Raw genomic sequence first — 16,936 nt, forward strand, 5'->3', positions numbered from 1 at the left:
GGACCGGGCCCCCCACGCCGGGGGGACACCTGAGCGCGCCGCACGAGGACGACAACGGTCCGTCCGCCGTCCGGGTGCAGTCCGGAGCGCCCGACCGACCCGTCCGGGTGAGTCGCCGGGCGGTAGACTCGGGGGCGTGACCGGCGGACGCCTGCTTCTCCGGCCGTGCTGACCTGAGCGCTCAGTCAGCACGGCGACCCCTCCTGCGCGAGGGGTCTTTTCATGTCCGCCGACGGATGACACCGGGAGCACCGCGATGAGCCAGACGGCCAGCCAGCCGACGACCGAGCCGGCCGAGGAGGGCGTCCCCCCGCACCGCTACACCCCGGCCCTCGCCCAGCGGATCGAGCTGGAGTGGCAGGACCGGTGGGAGCGGGAGGGGACGTTCCACACGCCCAACCCGGTGGGCCGCCTGTCCGAGGGCTTCGAGCGGGTCGAGGGCCGGCCCAAGACCTTCATCATGGACATGTTCCCGTACCCCTCGGGTGCGGGCCTGCACGTCGGGCACCCCCTGGGCTACCTGGGCACCGACGTCACCAGCCGGTTCCGCCGCATGGACGGCGACAACGTGCTGCACCCGATGGGCTACGACGCCTTCGGCCTGCCCGCCGAGCAGTACGCCGTGCAGACAGGGCAGCACCCGCGGATCACCACCGAGGCCAACATCGCGGCGATCCGGGCGCAGCTGCGCCGGCTGGGCGTCGACCACGACGAGCGACGCACCTTCGCCACGATCGACCCGGGCTACTACCGGTGGACCCAGTGGATCTTCCTGAAGATCTTCGGCGCCTGGTTCGACGAGGAGGCCGGGAAGGCCCGCCCGGTGGAGGAGCTGGTCGCCGAGCTGGACGCCGGCACCCGCGAGCCCGCGCCGGGCACCAACCCCTCGGGGCGGCCGTGGGCCGAGCTGTCCGACGTCGACAAGCGGAAGGTCGTCGACGCCCACCGGCTGGCCTACCTGCACGAGGCACCGGTCAACTGGTGCCCGGGCCTGGGCACGGTCCTCTCCAACGAGGAGGTCACGCCCGACGGCCGCTCCGAGCGCGGCAACTTCCCCGTGTTCCGGCGCCCGCTGACCCAGTGGATGATGCGGATCACCGCCTACGCCGAGCGGCTGCTGGCCGACCTGGACCGGCTGGACTGGTCGGACTCGGTCAAGCAGATGCAGCGCAACTGGATCGGCCGGTCCACCGGTGCCCGGATCGGTTTCAGCTGCGGGGACGAGACCATCGAGGTCTTCACCACCCGCCCGGACACCCTGTTCGGCGCCACCTACATGGTGCTGGCGCCCGAGCACCCGCTGGTGGAGACGCTGACCGCCGAGGCGTGGCCCGACGGCACCGACCCGCGGTGGACCGGCGGCGCGGCGACCCCGGCCGAGGCGGTGCGCGAGTACCAGCGGCAGGCCTCGCGGCGCTCCGAGCTGGACCGGCAGAACGAGAACCGGGAGAAGACCGGCGTGTGGCTGGGCGCCACCGCCGTCAACCCGGTCACCGGGGCGGAGCTGCCGGTCTTCATCGCCGACTACGTGCTGACCGGCTACGGCACCGGCGCGATCATGGCCGTGCCGGGCGAGGACACCCGCGACTGGGAGTTCGCGCAGGCCTTGGGCCTGCCGATCGTGCGCACGGTGCAGCCGCCCGCCGACTTCGACGGCGGCGCGTACACCGGCAGCGGCCCGATGATCAACTCGTCGAACGAGCACGTCTCGCTGGACGGGCTGACCGACAAGGCCGCCGCCATCGCCCGGATGACCGAGTGGCTGGTGACCGCCGGGCACGGCGAGGCGACGACCACCTACAAGCTGCGCGACTGGCTGTTCAGCCGGCAGCGCTACTGGGGCGAGCCGTTCCCGATCGTCTACGACGCCGACGGCCTGCCGCGCGCGGTGCCCGAGTCGCTGCTGCCGGTGCTGCTGCCCGACGTCGACGACTACTCGCCGAAGACCTTCGCCGACGACGACGCCGACTCCCAGCCCGAGCCGCCGCTGTCGCGGGTCACCGAGTGGACGACCGTCGAGCTGGACCTGGGCGACGGGCCGAAGCCCTACCGGCGCGAGACCAACACGATGCCCAACTGGGCGGGCTCGTGCTGGTACTACCTGCGCTACCTGGACCCGGGCGACGACGCGCAGATGGTCGACCCGGAGCTGGAGCGGTACTGGCTGGGCCCGCGGTCGCCGGGCGACGTCGGCGGCGTGGACCTCTACGTCGGCGGCATGGAGCACGCGGTCCTGCACCTGCTGTACGCCCGCTTCTGGCACAAGGTGCTGCACGACCTGGGCTACGTGTCCAGCGAGGAGCCGTTCCGGCGGCTGGTCAACCAGGGCTACATCTCGGCCTACGCCTACACCGACGAGCGGGGCTTCTACGTGCCGGCCGCCGACGTGGTGGAGGAGGACGGCACGTTCTTCTACGAGGGCCGGCCGGTCAACCGCGAGTACGGGAAGATCGGCAAGTCCCTGAAGAACATGGTCACGCCCGACGAGATGATCGGCGCCTACGGGGCCGATACGTTCCGGGTGTACGAGATGTCGACCGGGCCGCTGGAGCAGTCCCGGCCCTGGGACACCAAGGCCGTCGTCGGCTCGCAGCGGCTGCTGCAGCGGATCTGGCGGGTCGTGGTCGACGAGGAGACCGGCGCGGTCCGGGCCGCCGACGACGCCGCTCCCTCCGAGGGCGTGCTGCGGGCGCTGCACAAGGCGATCGCCGGCGTGCGCGACGGCATGGCGACGCTGCGGTTCAACGTCGCCATCGCCCGGATCGCCGAGCTGACCAACGCGCTGACCGCGGCCTACGGCGCCGACTCCCCGGTGCCGCGGGCGGTGGCCGAGCCGCTGGTGCTGCTGGTGGCCCCGCTGGCCCCGCACCTGGCCGAGGAGCTGTGGGCGCGGCTCGGGCACGACGGGTCGATCGCCTGGGCGCCGTTCCCGGTGGCCGACGAGCGGTGGCTGGTCGAGGACACCGTGCAGGTCGCCGTCCAGGTCAACGGCAAGGTGCGGGCGCAGGTGACCGTGCCGGCCGACGCCGACGCCGCGGCGCTGGAGGAGGCGGCGCGGGCCGACGAGAAGGTCGCCGCGCAGCTGGACGGCCGGACGGTGCGGCGCGTGATCGCCGTCCCGGGCCGGCTGGTCAACTTCGTCGTCGCCTGAGGCCGTCGCCTGAGGCCGTTGGGCCCCGCCTGGACCCCCGGTTCAGGCGGGGCGGACGCGGATCATGGCGTGCCGCTCGGTGCCCGGGCGGGTGAGCCGCTGCCAGAGCTTCGAGCCGGCGTAGGAGACCCGCCACTGCCAGCCGTAGCGGCGGGCGAGCGCGGCGCGCGCCTGCCGCCACTCGTGCGGCTCCAGCAGCTCGGCGGTGGCCTCGACGACCGGCCCCGTCACCCGGCCGCGGACGTCGCACGGGGCCACGGTGACCCGCGCGGTGTGCCGCAGCCGCTTGACCTTGCCGGAGTCGGCACGGGTCCAGACGACGAGGCCGTCGCCGTCGGGGGCGGCCCACACCGGCGTGGGCACCGGCTCCCCGGTGCGGCGGAACGTGGTCAGGCTGACGTAGGTGCTGTGCGGCAGGCCGGCCATCAGGCGGCCGGGGCGAGGGTGAGCACCCGCCGCATCGCCGCCTCCACCGTGTCGACCACCGCGGCCACCGGGACGTCGCGGCCCAGCTCGGCGCTGAGCGAGGTGACCCCGGCGTCGGCGATGCCGCACGGGACGATCGCGCCGAACGCGCCGAGGTCGGGGTCGCAGTTGAGCGCGAACCCGTGCATGGTCACCCCGCGCGCGACGCGCACGCCGATCGCGGCGATCTTGCGCTCGGGCCGGAACCGGCTGGCGGGCCCAGGGGCGTCGGCGGCCACCCAGACGCCGCTGCGCCCGTCGACGCGCATCGTCTCGACGCCGACCGAGGCACACACCTCGATGAGCGCGTCCTCGAGCCGGCGCACGTGCGCCACGACGTCGACCGGGTCGGGGAGCGCCACGATCGGGTAGCCGACGAGCTGGCCCGGCCCGTGCCAGGTGATCTTGCCGCCGCGGTCGACGTCGACCACCGGCGTGCCGTCGAGCGGGCGCTCGTGCGGCTCGGTGCGCCGGCCCGCGGTGTAGACCGACGGGTGCTCGAGCAGCAGCAGCGTGTCCGGCGCCTTCCCGGCGATCCGCGCGGCGTGGATCTCGCGCTGGCGCGCCCAGGCCTCCTCGTAGGGGACGGTGCCGGCCCGGACGACGCGCAACTCGGTCACGGCTCCCAGCCTAGGCCCGCGCTCACCGCAGCCGCCGGGGCTCGAGGCGGGTCTCGACGGCGGTGCCGTCGGGGCCGCGCTCCACCCGGTAGGCGGCCCTGCCCGGCCGGTCGGCCACCGCCTCGACCAGCGCGGTGCCGCGGTAGACCAGGCCCACACCGTCGTCGGTGGCGTGCCCGGCGGGCAGCGTCCCGTCGGCCACCAGCCGCTGGTACAGCGGCCGCCGCTGCTCCTCGGAGTCGTGGTGGACGCCGTTGGAGGTGGGGATCAGCCCCAGCCCGTTCGTCACCGGCCGCAGGTCGGGGCCGTAGGAATCGGTGGTGCCGCCGACGTGCCAGCACAGCGACCCGGCCGACACCCCGCCGAGCACCACCCCGGCCCGCCAGCACTCGGCCAGCACCTCCTCGAGGCCGTGCACCCGCCACACCGCCAGCAGGTTGGCCAGGCTGCCGCCGCCCACCCAGACGACGTCCTGCGCCAGCAGGTGCGCCCGCACGTCGGCGACGGTGGGCATCGGGAACAGGCTCAGGTGGCTGAGCCGGACCGCGCTGCCGGCGAAGGCGCCGTACACGCCGGCCAGGCGCGCGGGGTCGTCGCCGGTGGCGGTGCCCAGGTAGCAGAGGCGCGGCTGCGCGGGTGCCCCGGCGAGCTCGACGGCCAGGTCGAACACCGGGCCCGGCGCCCAGTCGTAGGGCCCGCGGCCGCGGGAGTCGAAGCCGATGCTCGTGGCCAGGATCGTCGGGGCGGTGGCGGGCATCAGGCGGCTCCGACCGCGGCTGTCGGGGCGGTCGCGGGCCGCAGCCGGTGCAGGACCGCGGCGGCGGTGCGGCGGCCGCTGGCCATGGCGCCCTGGATGGAGGGGGTGTCCCGGTGGTCGCCGCAGACGTACAGCCCACCCCCGAGGTCGACCGGGCGGCGCAGCCGCAGCGGGGGCAGGGCCGCGGGCTGCGCGCCGGTCACGGTCACCGAGGTCAGGTGCTGCAGGTCCGCCGTGGCGACGTCGTGCAGCCGGGCCACCTCCTCGCGGACCTCCGCCTCCGCCGTGGGGGCCAGCGAGCTGCTGGCGACCAGGGCGCGGCCGTCGGGGGAGTAGGCCGGCTGGGCGTCGGTGAGCACCGCGCTGTTGACCAGCCGGCCGCCCGGCGTCCCCAGGACGATGAGCGGCTCGGGCCACGGCGAGGCCGGCAGCACGTGGTAGTGGGTCGTCACCTGGCGGGGCGCGGCGGCCCCGACCGCCGGCACGAGCAGAGCCGCGGTGTCGGGGTCGGTGGCCACCACGACGGCGTCGGCGCGCACCGGGCCGGCGTCGCTGTCGACCGAGCTGCCCGAGACCGCGGTGACGCGGACCCCGTGGTGGACGCGCCCCTCACCGACCCGGGCGGCCAGCTGCTCGCCGATCGCCTGGATGCCCCGTGCCGGCAGGCCGGTGCCGCCGCGGACGAAACTGCGCCACAGCAGGTCCAGGTAGCGGCTGGAGGTCTCCAGCCGGTCCTCGAGCAGCACACCGGCGAAGAACGGCCCGAAGAACCGCTCCAGGGCCGTGGCGCCGACCCCGGCCCGCCGGAGGTGCTCGGCGGCGGAGGTCTCCGGGGCCGTCAGCAGGCGCGGCACCGGCCAGTACCCGGCGCGCGCGGAGAACGCGGCGATCGCCGCCTTGCGCGCCAGGGACCCCACCGGTGCCCGCAGCGTGTCCGCCACCGCCGACGGCCGGCGGCGGGGGTCGGCGACCCGGTGTGCGCGGCCCCCGACGCGGACGACCGCGCCGGGGGTGAAGAAGCCGAGGTCGAGGGCGGGCAGGTCGAGGTCGGCGGCGCGCGGATAGCCGGTGTTGAACACCTGGAAGCCGCGGTCGACGACGAAGCCGTCGACCCGGTCGGTGGCCAGCCGGCCGCCCGCGGAGGCGGAGGCCTCCAGGACGTGCACGTCGATCCCGGCGGCAGCCAGGCGGGTGGCCGCCGACAGGCCGGCCAGCCCGGCGCCCACGACGACGACCTCGGCACGGGCGGGCAGCGACATGCCCCGAACCTAGGTGCAGTCGGCGGCGGGCACCCGTCCGGGACGGCGCCTGTGGACGCCGCCCGGGCCTGTGGACGGCGGACACGGGACGAGGGCGGCGCGGCCTACGGTCCCCGCCGTGCCCGCCACCCCCTCGCCCAGCGCCGGCCCCGACGCCGCCCCGGTGCCGCCCGTCGTGCCCGGCTACCGGCTCGACCGGCTGCTCGGCCGCGGCGGTTCCGGCGAGGTCTGGCGCGCGAGGCCCCGCGACGGCGGCGCGCCGGTGGCGGTGAAGCTGCTCGTGGCCGGCGACGCCGGGCGGCAGGCGCGGGAGGCGGCGCTGCTGGGTGCCCTCGACCACCCCCACCTGGTCCGGCTGCACGAGGTGGTGCACCAGCCCCGGCGCGGCGGCCCGGCCCGGGTGGCACTCGTCCTCGACCTGCTCGAGGGCGGCAGCCTGGCGGCGCTGCTGGCCCGGCGCGGCCGGCTGCGCCCCGGCGAGGTGGTCACCGCGCTGGCGCCGGTCGCTGCCGCGCTGGCCTGCGCACACGAGCAGGGCGTCGTGCACGGCGACCTGTCCCCGGGCAACGTCGTCTTCACCGCCGAGGGGCGGCCGGTGCTCACCGACCTCGGCGTGGCGCGGGTGCTGGGCGAGGACGCCGCCGGTGAGGTGACACCGGCCTACGTCGACCCCGCCGTCGCCCGCGGGAGCGCGCCCGGCCCGGCCTCGGACGTCTTCGGCGTCGCCGCGGCCGCCTTCCACGCGCTGACCGGCGTCCCGCCGTGGAACGCCGCGACCCCCGCCGACACCCTCGCCGTCGCCGCCGCGGGCGAGCTGCCCGACCTCGCCGAGCTGGCCCCCGGCACGCCGCCCGCGCTGCTCGAGGTGGTCGGCCGCGGCCTGTCGGCCGATCCGCACGCGCGGGGGTCGGCGGCGGCCTTCGCGCTCGACCTGCGGCACGCCTGCCGCCCGGAGCCGGTGCGGCTGCCGGCACCGGGCATCCGCGACGCCGAGCTGGCCCGGGCCGGCCGCGGCCCGCGCACCGAGCTGACCCACCAGGTGCCCGGCCGGCGCCGCCGGCCCGCGCCCGCCGAGGTCCGCGCACCGTCGGGCCGGTCGGGGTGGCCGGGAGGACCGCTCGCGCGGCGGGCTGCCGCGGGCATCGCGGTCGCCGCCCTGGTGCTGGGCGCGGTGGCGCTCGGGCTGGCGCTGACCCGCTCCGGGCCCGGCGGACCGGTGGCGCCGGCGGCCGCGGCCACTCCGGAGTCCGCCGCCCCGGCGCCGTCCGCGGCTCCGGTCCCGTCCACCGTTCCGGCGCCGTCCTCCGCTCCGGTCCCGTCCTCCGCCCCGGCCCCCGCCCCGACGTCGGCGGAGCAGGTCGACTGGACCGCCGTCCTCACCGACCTCTACGACCGTCGCGCACGGGCGTTCACCGCCGGCTCCCCGGCGCTGCTGGACGAGGTCTACACCGCCGACAGCCCGCTGCTGGCCGCCGACCGCGCGTACCTGACCGCGCTCACCGCCGCCGGTGAGGTGCTGCGCGGCTTCACCCCGTCGGTTTCCGCCGTGACGGTCGAGGCCGCGACCTCCGGGGACGGGTCCGTGCGGGTGCGGCTGGTCGACAGCTGGCCGGAGTACGCGGTCGTGGCGGTGACGGCTCCGGACGGCCCGGTGCTGCGCACGGAGGCCGGCCGCGGGGACACCCCGGTGACGATGGTGCTGGTCCCGAGGGCCGGCGGCTGGCGGATCGGGACCGCGGGGCGGCTGGCGTGAGGCCGGCGGTGGCGTCAGTCGCGGCCGAGCGCGTCGCGGAGGGCGGCGGGCAGGTCGCGGTGCCGGAACGGGTAGCCGGCCGCGAGCAGCCGGGCGGGCACGGCCCGCTGCCCGGCGAGGACGCTGGAGCGGCCGAACTCGCCGAGAGCCGAGCGGATGGCGAAGCCGGGCACCGGCAGGACCGTCGGCCGGTGGACGGCCCGGCCCAGCTCCCGGACGAACTCGTCGTTGCGCACGGGGTCGGGACCGGTGACGTTGACCGGCCCGGACACCTCGTGGGCGGTGAGCAGGAAGCGGATGGCGCCCACCTCGTCGTCCAGACTCACCCACGGCCAGTACTGCTGCCCCGACCCCACCCGGCCGCCGAGGCCGAGCCGGAAGACGGTGCCGAGGATGCGCACGAGCATGGCGCCGCGGCCGATGACCAGGCCGGTCCGCAGCGTGACCACCCGGACGCCCGCCTCGGCCGCGGGGGCGGTGGCGGCCTCCCACTGCACGCACACGCGGGCGAGGAAGTCGTCCCCGGGCGGGGCGTCCTCCTCGACCACCCGGTCCCCGGTGTCGCCGTAGTACCCGACCGCGGACGCCGACAGCAGCACCCGCCGGCGCGAGGGGTCCTCGGCGGCCGCGGCGGCGAGCGCCTCGGCGATCGTGGTGGTGCTGTCCACCCGGCTGGTCAGCAGGTCCCGCCGGTAGGCCTCGGTGAAGGGGCGCGGCCGGATCGGCGTGCCGGCGAGGTTGACCACCGCGTCGACGTCACGCAGCAGCGCCGGGTCGATCCGCCGGTGCTGGGGGTCCCAGCGGTGCTCGTCGGCGGTGCGGGGAGTGCGGCGGACCAGCCGGATGACCTCGTGCCCGTCGGCGCGCAACGCCGGCACCAGCGTCGACCCGATGAGGCCGGAGGCCCCCGTGACGGCGATCTTCATGACCCTCCTCGTCCCCCCTGCCCGGTACGACGTCGGGCCCCGGCGCGTGCGCCGGGGCCCGAGCGGGGGACGTCAGCTCAGGCCGAGCTCGCCCTGGAACTGTCCGGCCTCGAGCCGCTCCTTCACCGTGCCGAGGAACCGGGCGGCGTCGGCGCCGTCGACGATCCGGTGGTCGTAGGTGAGGGCCAGGTAGACCATCGAGCGCACTGCGATGACCTCGCCGAGGTCCGGGTCCTGCACCACGACCGGGCGCTTGACCACGGTGCCGGTGCCCAGGATCGCCACCTGCGGCTGGTTGATGATCGGCGTGTCGAACAGGGCGCCGCGGCTGCCGGTGTTGGTCAGCGTGAACGTGCCGCCGCCCAGCTCGTCCGGGGTCACCTTGTTCAGGCGGGTGCGCTCGGCCAGGTCGGAGATCTTGCGGGCCAGCCCGCCGATGCTCAGGTCACCGGCGCCGTGGATGACCGGCACGAGCAGGCCGCGCTCGGTGTCCACGGCGACGCCCAGGTTCTCCTGGTCGTGGTAGGTGACCGTGCCGGCCTCCATGTCGACCGAGGAGTTCACGGCCGGGTGGGCCTTGAGCGCCTCGACCGCCGCCTTGGCGAAGAACGGCAGGAACGACAGCTTGACGCCCTCGCGGGCCTCGAAGTCCCGCTTGGCCCGGTCCCGCAGCTTGGCGATCCGGGTGACGTCGACCTCGACGACGGTGGTCAGCTGGGCACTGACCGCGAGCGACTCGACCATCCGCCGGGCGATGACCCCGCGCAGGCGGGACATCTTCTCGGTGCGGCCGCGCAGCGAGGTGTCCGGCTGGGCCGCCGGCGACGGCGTCGGGGTCCGGCCGGCGGCGGCGGCGGGAGCCGGCGCGGCAGCCGGAGCCGCGGCCGGGGCGGAGGCGGCCTCCGCGGCGGCCAGGACGTCCTGCTTGCGGATGCGGCCACCCACGCCGGTGCCGGTGACGCCGGCCAGGTCGACGCCGTGCTCGGCGGCCAGGCGGCGCACCAGCGGCGTCACGTAGGTGCCGCCACCGTCGGCCGGAGCCGCGGGCGCCGGGGCCTCCGCCCGCGCGGGCTGCGAGGGCTGGCTGCTCTGCTGGGCGCGGACGGTCTCGGCCTCGCCGGACCCGTAGTCGGCCCCGGCGGGGACCGACGGCGGCGCGGCCGGCGGCTGGGGCGCGGGCTGCTGCTCCTGCCGCGGCGCCGGAGCGGGCGTCGGGGCCGGGGCGGGAGCCGGGGCCTCCTGCGGGGCGGGGGCCTCCTGGGGGGCGGGAGCCGGCGCGGCGGGGGCGGGGGCACCGCCACCGGCGGCACCGGACCCGATCACGGCCAGCTGGGCGCCGACCTCGACGGTCTCGTCCTCGTTGACGGTGATCGACAGCAGCGTCCCCGACACGGGGGCGGGGATCTCGGTGTCGACCTTGTCGGTCGAGACCTCGAGCAGCGGCTCGTCCGCGGTGACCTCGTCGCCGACCGCCTTGAGCCAGCGGGTGACGGTGCCCTCGGTGACGCTCTCGCCGAGCGCCGGCATGGTCACCGGCGTCCCCTCGCCGCCGCCCTGACCACCGCCCTGGTCGGCGGGGGCCGGCGCCTCGGCGGCGGGAGCGGGCTGCGGCTCGTCGGCGGCGCCGGGGCCGGCGTCCTCCACCTGCTCGACCGGGGTCTGCGGGGTGGTGGCGTCCTCGGCGGAGGCCGGCCCGCCGGCACCCGCGCCGTCACCGTCGCCGCCGATCACGGCCAGCTCGGCGCCGACCTCGACGGTCTCGTCCTCGGACACGAGGATCTTGGTGAGGACACCCGCCGCGGGGGAGGGGATCTCGGTGTCGACCTTGTCGGTCGAGACCTCGAGCAGCGGCTCGTCGACCTCGACCTGCTCACCCTCCTGCTTCAGCCATCGGGTGACCGTGCCCTCGGTGACGCTCTCGCCCAGGGCGGGCATGGTGACGGAGGTCGGCATCGGGGCGGGGCTCCTTCGTGGTGGCGCGGGTGGGGGAGACGGAGAGCGGAGCCGGCCGGCTCAGCTGTGGGCGTGCAGCGGCTTGCCGGCCAGGGCCAGGTGGGCCTCGCCGATCGCCTCGCTCTGCGTGGGGTGCGGGTGGATCAGGGAGGCGACCTCGTCGGGCAGGGCCTCCCAGTTGAAGATCAGCTGCGCCTCGGCGACGAGCTCGCCCACCCGGCTGCCGACCATGTGCACGCCGACGACCGGGCCGTCCTTCTGACGGATCAGCTTGACCGCGCCCTGGGTCTTGAGGATCTGGCTGCGGCCGTTGCCGCCCAGGTCGTAGACGAGGGTCTCGACGTCGCCGTACTCGTCGCGGGCCTGGGTCTCGGTCAGGCCGACCGAGGCGACCTCGGGGTCGGAGTAGGTGACCCGCGGGACGCCGGCGTAGTCGATCGGCACGACCGGGAGGCCGGCGAGCCGCTCGGCGACGAGGATGCCCTCGCCGAACCCGACGTGGGCCAGCTGCAGGGTGGGGATGAGGTCACCCACGGCGGAGATGGTCGGCACGTTGGTCTGGCAGTACTCGTCGACCAGGACGTAGCCGCGGTCCATCGCGACGCCGGCCTCCTCGTAGCCCAGGCCCTGGCTGACCGGCCCGCGGCCGATGGCCACCAGCACGATCTCGGCCTCGAAGTCCTTGCCGTTCTGCAGGCTGACCTTGACGCCGTTCTCGGTGGACTGCACCGAGGAGACCATGTTCCCGAGCTCGAAGTTGATCTTCCGGCGGCGGAAGGCGCGCTCGAGGAGCTTGGAGGAGTTCTCGTCCTCCAGCGGCACCAGGTGCTTGAGGCCCTCGATGATCGTGACGTCGACGCCGAAGGACTTCCAGGCGCTGGCGAACTCACAGCCGATGACGCCGCCGCCCAGGATGATCGCCGAGGTCGGGACGCGGTCGAGCGTGAGGGCCTGCTCGCTGTCCATGACGCGGACGCCGTCGAGCTCGACGCCGGGGATGGAGCGCGAGTAGGAGCCGGTGGCCAGGAGGACGTGGCGGCCCTCGTAGGTCTGCCCGTTCACCGCCACCGCGGTGGGGGAGACCAGCCGGCCCTCGCCCTCGACGTAGGTGATCTTGCGGCTCTTGATCAGGCCCTGCAGGCCCTTGTACAGCCGCGAGATGACGCCGTCCTTGTAGGAGTTGACGCCGTCCATGTCGATGCCGGCCAGCGAGGTCTTCACCCCGAACTGCTCGCCCTCGCGGGCCAGGTCGGCGACCTCACCGGCGTGCAGCAGGGCCTTGGTGGGGATGCACCCGCGGTGCAGGCAGGTGCCGCCGACCTTGTCCTTCTCGATCAGGACGACCGACATCCCCAGTTCCGCGGCCCGCAGCGCGGCGGCGTAGCCACCCGAGCCACCACCGAGGATGACCAGGTCGGCGGGGGTGGTGGGTGCGCTCACGACGTGCTCCTCGATGCTCTCGGCCTGCCCCACCCGAACGGGTGGGGGATGGTCCTCGACCATCCTGCCACTCCGGGTGACGGGGCAGGCCGAGGGCGGTTGCGTGCCGCGTGCGGCCGGGGTCCCCGGCCGCACGCGAGGTCAGCGGGTCAGCAGGTCCTCGATGGTGGCCAGCAGGGTGCGGACCGGCACCCCGGTGCCCCCCTTGGGCGTGTAGCCCCAGGGTGCGCCGGTGTTGAAGCTGGGCCCGGCGATGTCGACGTGCGCCCAGGGCAGCCCGGCCGGGACGAACTCGGCGAGGAAGTGCGCCCCGACGAGCATGCCGCCCATCCGGTCGGCGTTGGCGTTGACGAAGTCGGCGACCGGCGAGTCGATGCCGCGCCGCAGCTCCTCCGGCATCGGCATCGGCCACATCGGCTCACCGCTGCGCCGGCTGGCCGCGACGACGGCGTCACGCATGTCGTCGCTGCCCATGACGCCGGCGGTGCGCGCGCCGAGCGCGACCAGCTGCGCCCCGGTCAGCGTCGAGGTCTCGAGCAGGACGTCGGGGGAGTCCTCGGCCGCGCGGGCGATCGCGTCGGCCAGGATCACCCGGCCCTCGGCGTCGGTGTTGGTGATCTCGGCCTTCTTGCCGTTGCGGAAGGTGACCACGTCCGCGGGGCGGTAGGCGGTGCCGCTGGGCAGGTTCTCCGCCATCGGGACGGTGGCGGTGACCTCGACCGGCAGGCCGAGCTGGGCGACCAGGCAGACGGTGGCGATCACGGCCGCGGCGCCGGCCATGTCGCTCTTCATCTCGTCCATCTTCGCGGCGGGCTTGATCGACAGGCCGCCGCTGTCGAAGGTGATGCCCTTGCCGACCAGGGCGACCTTCTTCTGCGCCTTCCTGCCCGAGTAGGTCAGCCGGAGCAGCCGCGGGCCGCGCGCCGAGCCCTTCCCGACGGCCAGGATGCCGCCGTAGCCGCCGGCGGCGAGGCCGTCCTCGTCGAGCACCTCGACCTTCAGGCCGGCGGCCTTGCCCGCGGCGGCGCCGCGGGCGGCCAGTTCGGCCGGGTAGAGGTCGTTGGGCGGGGTGTTGACCAGGTCGCGCACCAGCGCGACCGCGTCGGCCACGGCGCGGACCCGCGCCAGCGGGGCCTTGGCCGCGCCGGCGTCGGGGACGACGACGGTGAACTCGCGCGGCGGGGTGGGGCGGTCGGCGGGCAGGTCGGACTTGTAGGCGGTGAACTCGTACGCGCCGAGCAGCGCGCCCTCGCCGACGGCGTGCAGCCGCTCGGCGTCCGGGGTCCCGCCGACGGCGGCCAGCAGGGTGACGACCGAGCCGCGGCCGGCCAGCGCGCGGCTGGCGGCGCCGGCGGCGCGGCGGATCGCCTCGGGGGAGTAACCGCCGGTGGTCTCGGGGGCGCCGAGCCCGACGGCGGCGACGACGGGGAACGGCCCCTGCCCGAGGCTGGCCACCCGGGTGACCTCGTCCTGGGTGCCGCGCGCCCCGAGGTCGGCCAGGGCGGGCAGCAGCCGGCCGCCGAGCAGGCGGTCCACGGCCTCCGCGCCCGGTGTGGGCAGCGGGCCGGAGGAGCCCTTCCCGATGCCGACGACGACGGCGTCGGCGGGCGTCTTCTCGAGCGGGCGGTCGGTGGCGGTGATCGTGGGCGGCACCGCTCGATCCTAGAAGGGCCCCCGTGCCCCCCACGCCTCGCAGGCTCGGCGCGGGCCCCTGCACGGGGGCCGGTTCCAGCACGTCGCCGGATAGCGTGCGGGGGTGACCGCGCGCACCTCGCCCCTCCACGACCGCCACGTGGCGGCCGGCGCCAAGCTGGCCGACTTCGGCGGCTGGTCGATGCCGATCGAGTACGCCGGCGGCGGGGTGCTCGCGGAGCACGCCGCCGTGCGCGAGGCGGTGGGCCTGTTCGACGTCTCGCACCTGGGCACCGGCACCGTGCGCGGGCCCGGTGCCGCGGCCCTGGTCGACGCCTGCCTGACCAACGACCTCGGGCGGATCGGGCCCGGGCAGGCGCAGTACACGCTGTGCTGCGTCCCCGACGGCGAGGCCGACGCCGGCGGCGTGGTCGACGACCTCATCGTCTACCTGCACTCACCCGACGACGTGCTGCTCGTGCCCAACGCCGCCAACGCCCAGGAGGTCCTCGCGCGGATCGCCGCCGCCGCCCCCACCGGCGTCACGGTGACCGACCGGCACGAGGAGGTCGCCGTCCTCGCCGTGCAGGGGCCGCGCTCGGCCGCCGTCCTGGAGGCCGCCGGGCTGGCCGCGGAGCTGGACTACATGGCCTTCGCGGGCGGGGAGGGGCAGGAGGTCACCGTCTGCCGCACCGGCTACACCGGCGAGCACGGCTACGAGTTGCTCGTCGCCGCTGAACGGGCCGGCGCGCTGTGGGACCGGCTGCTCGAGGTCGGCGCCGCCGAGGGCATCCGCGCGTGCGGGCTCGGCGCGCGGGACACCCTGCGCACCGAGATGGGCTACCCGCTGCACGGCCACGAGCTGTCCCGGCAGATCACCCCCAACCAGGCGCGCAGCGGCTGGGCGGTCGGGTGGAAGAAGCCCGCGTTCTGGGGCCGGCAGGCGCTGCTGACCGAGCGCGAGGACGGCCCGACCCGGCTGCTGTGGGGCCTGCGCGCCACCGGCCGCGGCATCCCGCGTCCCGGCATGGACGTCCTCGACGAGACCGGCCGCCGCGTCGGCGAGGTCACCAGCGGCACGTTCTCCCCGACGCTGCGGACCGGGATCGCGCTGGCCCTGCTCGACGCCGCGGCCGGCGTCGCGCCGGACACGCCCCTCGCCGTCGACGTCCGCGGCCGCCCGCAGCCCGTCGTCGCCGTCCGGCCGCCGTTCGTGCCCTCGCACGTGCGCTGAGGAGGGCGCCCGCCGGGGGAGACCCTCAGGCCTTCTGCTTGGACTCCTTCGTGGGTTCCGGCGGGTCGGGCAGCTCGTCGGCCATCGTGGCGTTGCGCTGGCCCATGGGGACCGGCGGGCCCTCGGTGGTGTCCTCGGCCGTCTGGTGCTCGGCCTCGGAGTTGATCTCCGCGCCCAGCAGGACCAGGTAGCAGGTGAGGTACAGCCACAGCATGAGCACGATGACGCCGGCGATGGCGCCGTAGGTCTTGTCGTACGAGCCGAAGTTGTTGACGTAGAAGCTGAAGCCCAGGCTGACCAGCGCCCAGATGAGCGTGACGACGATCGCGCCGAGGCTGACCCACTTGAGCTGCGGCGCGTCGCGGTCGGGCGCCACCCGGTAGAGCACCGCCAGCGAGCCGGCGAACACCCCGAGCAGCAGCACCCAGCGCACGACCTGCGCCAGGACCGTCCCGACGACGCCCAGCGGCAGCGCGTCGAGCACCGCCGGGACGACGGCGACCAGCGTGAAGGTGACCAGCACGAACACGATGGCGCCGAGCGTGAGCCCGAGCGCCATCGCCTTGCGCTTGACGAACCCGCGGGTCTCCACCTCGTCGTAGGCGATGTTCACCGCGGTGATCACGTTGCCCGTGCCGCCGGACGCCGACCACAGCGCCGCCAGCACCGAGATCACCAGCGACACCGACAGCGCGCCGCCGCTGTTCTGCGTGATCGCGGTGAGCTGGTCACCGATCAGGGCGGCCGCCTCGTCGGGGAGCTGCGCCGAGAGGCTCTCGACCTGCCGCGCGACGGTCTCCGGGGAGGCCACGAGGCCGTAGATGGAGATCGTCGCGATCAGCGCCGGGAAGATCGCGAGGAAGGCGAAGAACGCGACGCCGCCGGCGATGATCGGCATGTTGTCGGCGTTGTTCTCCGCCCACGCCCGCTTGACGATCTGCTTCCAGCCCCGGGCGGGGATCTCGGTGGGCTTGTCCGCGTGCATCCCGGGGAGCTCGGCCGGGGTCGGGCCGCCGGGCGGCACCCGGTTCGGCTCGGCCGCCTCCTCACCCCGGGCGGCCCGCTCGGCCGCCTCCCGCGCGGCCGCCCGCCGGGCGGCCTTCTCCTCGACCCGCTCGCGGATCCGGTCGACCGCGCTGTCGCGCTGCCTGGTCCCGGACATGCCAGGCCCCCCTCCCGTCGGTCGCCGTCGTCCCGGCGTCAGTCGCCCGGCCAGCTGCCGGTGAGCTTGGTGAAGCCGCGCGCGCCGGCCCGGTCGATGGCCGCCTTGGTGGCGGCGAAGATCGCGCCCTGGATGGCCGCGGCGAGGACCACCTCGCGCATGCGGTACTCGCTCTGCAGCGCGTCGGGGGCGTCGTCCTCCCCGGAGATGCGCTTCCACACCTGCTTGAAGACCGCCCCGGAGACGACGCCGGCGAGGATGCCCCCGACCAGGCCGACTGGGCGGTAGACGAGCCTCGCGCCCTTGCTGCTCACGTGCGCACCTTCCTCGCGGCCTTCCGGGTCCGCTGCTTCGTCCTCCGCGCGTTCCGCGCCACCGCCCGGCGGGCCCGGGCCGCCTCGCGGGCGGCCTCCTTGCGGGCCCGGTGGGCCTCGGCGCGGGCCTGCGCCACGGCGGCCGCCGACCCGGTGGCGGCGGCCGCGGCCCGGGGGGCGGGGCCGCGCGGGGCCCCCGCCACGCCGCCCCCCCCCGCGCCGCGGGCGCGGGGCGCGCCCCCGCGCGCGGGGGGGGGCCCCCGGGCCGGC

At 76.0% G+C, this 16,936-nt stretch carries 14 protein-coding genes; 3 read left to right on the forward strand and 11 right to left on the reverse strand.

The window, feature by feature from the left end; genetic code table 11:
• Positions 1-256: 256 nt before the first annotated feature.
• Positions 257-3,151 (forward strand): leucine--tRNA ligase, encoded by a 2,895-nt coding sequence (gene leuS / locus ACI79L_RS09500; RefSeq protein WP_456936548.1) that lies wholly within the window; start codon positions 257-259, stop codon positions 3,149-3,151.
• A 42-nt stretch (positions 3,152-3,193) separates the two neighbouring features.
• Here leuS and ACI79L_RS09505 read toward each other — a convergent pair whose 3' ends face one another.
• From ACI79L_RS09505 to ACI79L_RS09520, 4 genes are read right to left on the reverse strand one after another with little or no spacing between them, the layout of a single operon-like run.
• Positions 3,194-3,577, reverse strand: a complete 384-nt coding sequence (locus ACI79L_RS09505; protein WP_456936549.1) for a PPOX class F420-dependent oxidoreductase — start codon at positions 3,575-3,577, stop codon at positions 3,194-3,196.
• The gene (gene lipB, locus ACI79L_RS09510) at positions 3,577-4,236 is read right to left on the reverse strand and encodes a lipoyl(octanoyl) transferase LipB (RefSeq protein ID WP_456936550.1); all 660 of its coding nucleotides are present in this window, start codon (positions 4,234-4,236) and stop codon (positions 3,577-3,579) included. Before lipB ends, ACI79L_RS09505 begins: the two co-directional genes overlap by 1 nt.
• Positions 4,237-4,258: 22 nt before the next feature.
• On the reverse strand, positions 4,259-4,993 hold the full coding sequence (locus tag ACI79L_RS09515) for a Type 1 glutamine amidotransferase-like domain-containing protein (RefSeq protein ID WP_456936551.1): 735 nt from the start codon (positions 4,991-4,993) through the stop codon (positions 4,259-4,261).
• Entirely contained in the window at positions 4,993-6,252 is a 1,260-nt protein-coding gene (locus ACI79L_RS09520) for an NAD(P)/FAD-dependent oxidoreductase (protein WP_456936552.1), read from the reverse strand. The genes ACI79L_RS09515 and ACI79L_RS09520 overlap by 1 nt, the downstream gene beginning before the upstream one ends.
• Positions 6,253-6,370: 118 nt before the next feature.
• Here ACI79L_RS09520 and ACI79L_RS09525 point away from each other — a divergent pair, with 118 nt between their 5' ends.
• Positions 6,371-8,005: a protein kinase domain-containing protein gene (locus ACI79L_RS09525; protein ID WP_456936553.1), complete on the forward strand. Its 1,635-nt coding sequence runs from the start codon at positions 6,371-6,373 to the stop codon at positions 8,003-8,005.
• 14 nt (positions 8,006-8,019) lie between these two features.
• Here ACI79L_RS09525 and ACI79L_RS09530 read toward each other — a convergent pair whose 3' ends face one another.
• The 4 genes from ACI79L_RS09530 to ACI79L_RS09545 all read right to left on the reverse strand — a co-directional run bounded on the left by ACI79L_RS09530 (position 8,020) and on the right by ACI79L_RS09545 (position 13,977).
• Positions 8,020-8,931 carry a TIGR01777 family oxidoreductase gene (locus ACI79L_RS09530; RefSeq protein WP_456936554.1) on the reverse strand — a complete coding sequence of 304 codons (912 nt, stop codon included), beginning with the start codon at positions 8,929-8,931 and terminating at the stop codon, positions 8,020-8,022.
• Between the two features lie 72 nt (positions 8,932-9,003).
• Positions 9,004-10,884: a 2-oxoglutarate dehydrogenase, E2 component, dihydrolipoamide succinyltransferase gene (sucB, locus tag ACI79L_RS09535; protein ID WP_456936555.1), complete on the reverse strand. Its 1,881-nt coding sequence runs from the start codon at positions 10,882-10,884 to the stop codon at positions 9,004-9,006.
• Positions 10,885-10,944: 60 nt separating this feature from the next.
• Positions 10,945-12,324 carry a dihydrolipoyl dehydrogenase gene (gene lpdA, locus ACI79L_RS09540; RefSeq protein WP_456936556.1) on the reverse strand — a complete coding sequence of 460 codons (1,380 nt, stop codon included), beginning with the start codon at positions 12,322-12,324 and terminating at the stop codon, positions 10,945-10,947.
• Positions 12,325-12,465: 141 nt separating this feature from the next.
• The gene (locus tag ACI79L_RS09545) at positions 12,466-13,977 is read right to left on the reverse strand and encodes a leucyl aminopeptidase (RefSeq protein ID WP_456936557.1); all 1,512 of its coding nucleotides are present in this window, start codon (positions 13,975-13,977) and stop codon (positions 12,466-12,468) included.
• A 103-nt stretch (positions 13,978-14,080) separates the two neighbouring features.
• On the opposite strand from ACI79L_RS09545, the gene gcvT reads away from it, so the two are divergent.
• Positions 14,081-15,190, forward strand: a complete 1,110-nt coding sequence (gene gcvT, locus ACI79L_RS09550) for a glycine cleavage system aminomethyltransferase GcvT (RefSeq protein ID WP_456936558.1) — start codon at positions 14,081-14,083, stop codon at positions 15,188-15,190.
• A gap of 25 nt (positions 15,191-15,215) precedes the next feature.
• Here the strand turns inward: gcvT and ACI79L_RS09555 are convergent, their stop codons facing one another.
• The 3 genes from ACI79L_RS09555 to ACI79L_RS09565 are packed head-to-tail and all read right to left on the reverse strand — an operon-like array spanning position 15,216 to position 16,869.
• Positions 15,216-16,352 carry a YihY/virulence factor BrkB family protein gene (locus ACI79L_RS09555; RefSeq protein ID WP_456936559.1) on the reverse strand — a complete coding sequence of 379 codons (1,137 nt, stop codon included), beginning with the start codon at positions 16,350-16,352 and terminating at the stop codon, positions 15,216-15,218.
• 38 nt (positions 16,353-16,390) lie between these two features.
• Positions 16,391-16,666 carry a DUF4235 domain-containing protein gene (locus ACI79L_RS09560; RefSeq protein WP_456936560.1) on the reverse strand — a complete coding sequence of 92 codons (276 nt, stop codon included), beginning with the start codon at positions 16,664-16,666 and terminating at the stop codon, positions 16,391-16,393.
• Positions 16,663-16,869 (reverse strand): hypothetical protein, encoded by a 207-nt coding sequence (locus ACI79L_RS09565; protein ID WP_456936561.1) that lies wholly within the window; start codon positions 16,867-16,869, stop codon positions 16,663-16,665. Before ACI79L_RS09565 ends, ACI79L_RS09560 begins: the two co-directional genes overlap by 4 nt.
• Positions 16,870-16,936 lie beyond the last annotated feature (67 nt).

This window comes from Geodermatophilus sp. SYSU D00684 (genome assembly GCF_054050455.1).